The organism is Corallococcus sp. CA049B (assembly GCF_003611685.1).
Classification (GTDB): Bacteria; Myxococcota; Myxococcia; order Myxococcales; family Myxococcaceae; genus Corallococcus; species Corallococcus coralloides.
In genome coordinates this window covers 1-1,349 of record NZ_RAWC01000451.1, presented here as the reverse complement: position 1 = coordinate 1,349, position 1,349 = coordinate 1, and the positions used below count along the sequence as shown (strand labels likewise).

2 protein-coding genes are annotated in these 1,349 nt (G+C 69.3%); both read right to left on the bottom strand.

Annotation, left to right across the window (positions count from 1 at the left end):
- Positions 1 to 686: 686 nt before the first annotated feature.
- Positions 687 to 809: an MYXO-CTERM sorting domain-containing protein gene (locus D7W82_RS42640; protein ID WP_120623184.1), complete on the bottom strand. Its 123-nt coding sequence runs from the start codon at positions 807 to 809 to the stop codon at positions 687 to 689.
- Between the two features lie 21 nt (positions 810 to 830).
- A partial coding sequence (locus D7W82_RS39645) for an alpha/beta fold hydrolase (RefSeq protein ID WP_199728031.1) occupies positions 831 to 1,349 on the bottom strand: 519 nt, incomplete at its 5' end.

The following is a 1,349-nucleotide window of genomic DNA, read 5'->3' as shown; positions in this document are numbered from 1 at the left end:
CTGCTCTTCGTCGATGGCCACCTTGCGCGTCATGGTGGCTGCCTCTTTGCGCTGACACCAGCGCCTTCGCACGCAGCCGCCGAGCGAGCGTGTGCTGATCAACTCGCTAGATGAGGGGATCCCTCAGCAGTCGGGTGGGCATGAGGGACTCCATCAACAAGCGGGGGAAGCGCCGTACGGACTGTTGCTGTCGTGGCCAGCGCGATGCAAGCCTATTGCTGGCCTTGCGTTGACCAATGACAAACATCCATTCGCAACGGTTTCCATGCACCACGGACCTACAGGGCCCGCACGAAGTCCACGAAGGCCTTGCTTGAGGACAAGAACGCCTTCGTCGCCCGCGAACTGGAGGCAGACCGCGCCCTCTCGCTCTCCACGGACTTCACCTACGGGACGAGGGCTGCGTGCCACGCGGCCTTCGGGCGTCAGCCTTCCTGGTGAGGCTGGAGTCCGTGTCTTCAGGAGTCACTCACGGCGTGATGTACGCACTCACGGCAGACATCTCGTACATCGAGGGAGAAGATGTCTTTGACGCCGTCACCGAGGCGGCCCGGCAGGCATGTGAACAGGCAGGACTGAAGGGGCTCTGGTGGCGGCCCCAACCATAGCGGCCTGACGCGTGGAGCGGGCGACTAGGGCTGAGGCAGTGGGTGCGCCATGCGTGCCTGGGTCGTGGTCGCATTCCATTACCGGCTCGGACTGGCTGCACGGTGCCGACGTCGCCGGGATGTTCCCGCCAGCAGGCCCAGGCTCGCCAGCAGCCACGAGGAATCTCCCGGGCCCGCCGAGCATCCACCTGCCTCCTCCAGCTCCGCGCGGCAGCCTCCCCCTCAGCCTCCGTGCACCCCACGCGGCGGCATCCCTCGCGCGGACGCCGCCGACGCCAGCAGCTCCGGCCCGGGCCAGGCGTTGCTCGGCCGTCCTTCCGCCAGGAAGTCCACCGCGGGCGACAGCACCTCCGGCGCATAGAGGATGCGGAAGTGCCCCAGTCCTTCCGTGCGCGTGAGCCTCGCGCCCGGCCACGCGCGCGCCACCGCTTCGCCTGCTTCCAGCGGCACCTCGCGGTCCCCCACGTCGTGGAAGATGCGCAGCGGCACGTCCAGCCCTGGCGCGAAGGCAGGCAGCGCCAGGTCCGCCAGCCGCATGTCGAAGCGCGCCTCGATTCGCGCCGCCATCCGCCGCCACATGGCCTCCGACAGGCCCACCGTGTCCGCGAAGGCCCGGATGCCCGCCAGCGGATCCGCGGGCGGCGAGATGAAGACCGCGCGCTCCACCTTCATCCCGTCCCGCAGCGCCGCCGCCGTGGCCGCCGCGCCGAACGAGTGCGCCACCACCGCGTAGGGCCCGCC